The 1801-nt window shown below is 64.5% G+C and carries 2 protein-coding genes and 1 pseudogene; all 3 read right to left on the reverse strand.

The window, feature by feature from the left end; genetic code table 11:
* Nucleotides 1-138: pseudogene (locus JYJ84_RS35745) on the reverse strand (HAD family phosphatase); the annotation flags it as partial.
* The gene (locus JYJ84_RS35750; RefSeq protein ID WP_174955488.1) at nucleotides 135-986 is read right to left on the reverse strand and encodes a carbohydrate ABC transporter permease; all 852 of its coding nucleotides are present in this window, start codon (nucleotides 984-986) and stop codon (nucleotides 135-137) included. The gene JYJ84_RS35750 and the pseudogene JYJ84_RS35745, both read right to left, overlap by 4 nt.
* Nucleotides 983-1801 (reverse strand): carbohydrate ABC transporter permease (locus JYJ84_RS35755; RefSeq protein WP_240201954.1); only part of this gene is annotated, 819 nt, incomplete at its 5' end. The genes JYJ84_RS35750 and JYJ84_RS35755, both read right to left, overlap by 4 nt.

The following is a 1801-nucleotide window of genomic DNA, read 5'->3' on the forward strand; positions in this document are numbered from 1 at the left end:
CAGCGGCATCACGGCCGGCCGCGCATCGACGCCCGGCCAGCGCGCATCGAGTTCGCGCACGATCACGTCGGCCGCCACGGCCTCGCTGTCGATCAGCACGCCGTCGCAATCGCAGATCAAAACGTTCATCGCGGTCATTTGACGGCTCCGAACGTGAGCCCGCGCACGAGCTGCTTCTGCGACAGCCAGCCGACGATCAGGATCGGCGCGACCGCCAGCAACGAAGCCGCGGACAGCTTCGCCCAGAACAGCCCTTCGGGGCTCGAGTACGACGCGATGAACACGGTCAGCGGCGCCGCGTTCGAGCTCGACAGGTTGATGCTCCAGAACGCCTCGTTCCACGACAGGATCACGAGCAGCAGCGCGGTGGACGCGAGCCCCGGCAGCGCCATCGGCATCAGCAGGTAGACGATCTCCTGCCACGTCGATGCCCCGTCGATGCGCCCGGCTTCGAGGATGTCCTTCGGGATCTCGTTGAAATACGTGAAGGTCATCCACACCGCGATCGGCAGATTGATCAGCGTGTAGACGATCACGAGGCCCGATACGCTATCGAGCAGCCCCGCGTTCTTCCACAGCAGGTAGATCGGCACCAGCACGCCGACCGACGGCATCATCTTGGTCGACAGCATCCACAGCAGCACCTTCTGCGTGCGGTGGTTCGGGAAGAACGCCATCGCGTACGCGGCCGGCACCGCGAACAGCAGCGAGATCACCGTGACGCCCGCCGAGATCAGCACCGAATTCCATGCGAACGCGAAGTAGTTGCTGCGCGCGAATACCTCGCGGAAGCTGTCGAGCGTCGGGATGAAAAACAGCGTCGACGCATACGCCTGCTGCTCGGTCTTGAACGCGGTGATCGCCATCCAGAAGATCGGAAAGAACAGCAGCAGCGCGATCAGCCACGCGAGCGTGCCGGGCAGCGCGCGCCGCACGAGGCCGAACACGGCCGGCACGCGCCGGCCTTCGAAGGTCAGGTCGCTCATTTTTCGTACTCTCCCTTCAGGTTGCGCGCGAGCATCCGCACGAGGAAGAACGACACGACGTTCGCCACCACGACGGCGATGATGCCGCCGGCGGATGCGAGGCCGACGTCGAACTGCTGCAGGCCGAGCGCGTAGATCAGGTACGACAGGTTGGTCGTCGCGTCGCCGGGGCCGCCGCCGGTCGTCGTGTAGATCTCCGCGAAGATCGACAGCAGGAAGATCGTCTCCATCATCACGACCACCGCGATCGCGCGCTTCAGGTGCGGCAGCGTGATGTAGAAGAACATCGCGATCGGGCCCGCGCCGTCGATGCGCGCGGCTTCCTTCTGCTCCTGGTCGAGCGACTGGATCGCGGTGAACAGGATCAGGAACGCGAACGGCAGCCACTGCCACGCGACAATGATGATCACCGCGGTGAGCGGGTAATCGGCGAACCAGTCGATCGGCGTCATCCCGAGCGCGCGCATCGCGTTCGCGACGAGCCCGTACACCGGGTGCAGGATCATGTTCTTCCAGATCAGCGCGGACACCGTCGGCATCACGAAGAACGGCGCGATCGCGAGCAGGCGTGCGACACCCTGCCCGTAGAACTTGCGGTCGAACAGCACGGACATCAGCACGCCGCCGATCACCGTGATCGCGAGCACCGCGCCGATCAGCACGAGCGTGTGCCAGATCGCGGGCAGGAACGACGGATCGGTCGCGAGGAAGCGATAGTTGTCGATGCCCGCGAAACCCTTCACGTCCGGGTTCAGCAGGTTGTAGCGCGAGAACGAATACCAGATCGTCATCGCGAGCGGAATCGACATCCACAG

Source organism: Burkholderia sp. LMG 13014 (assembly GCF_905232215.1).
Taxonomy (GTDB): domain Bacteria; phylum Pseudomonadota; class Gammaproteobacteria; order Burkholderiales; family Burkholderiaceae; genus Burkholderia.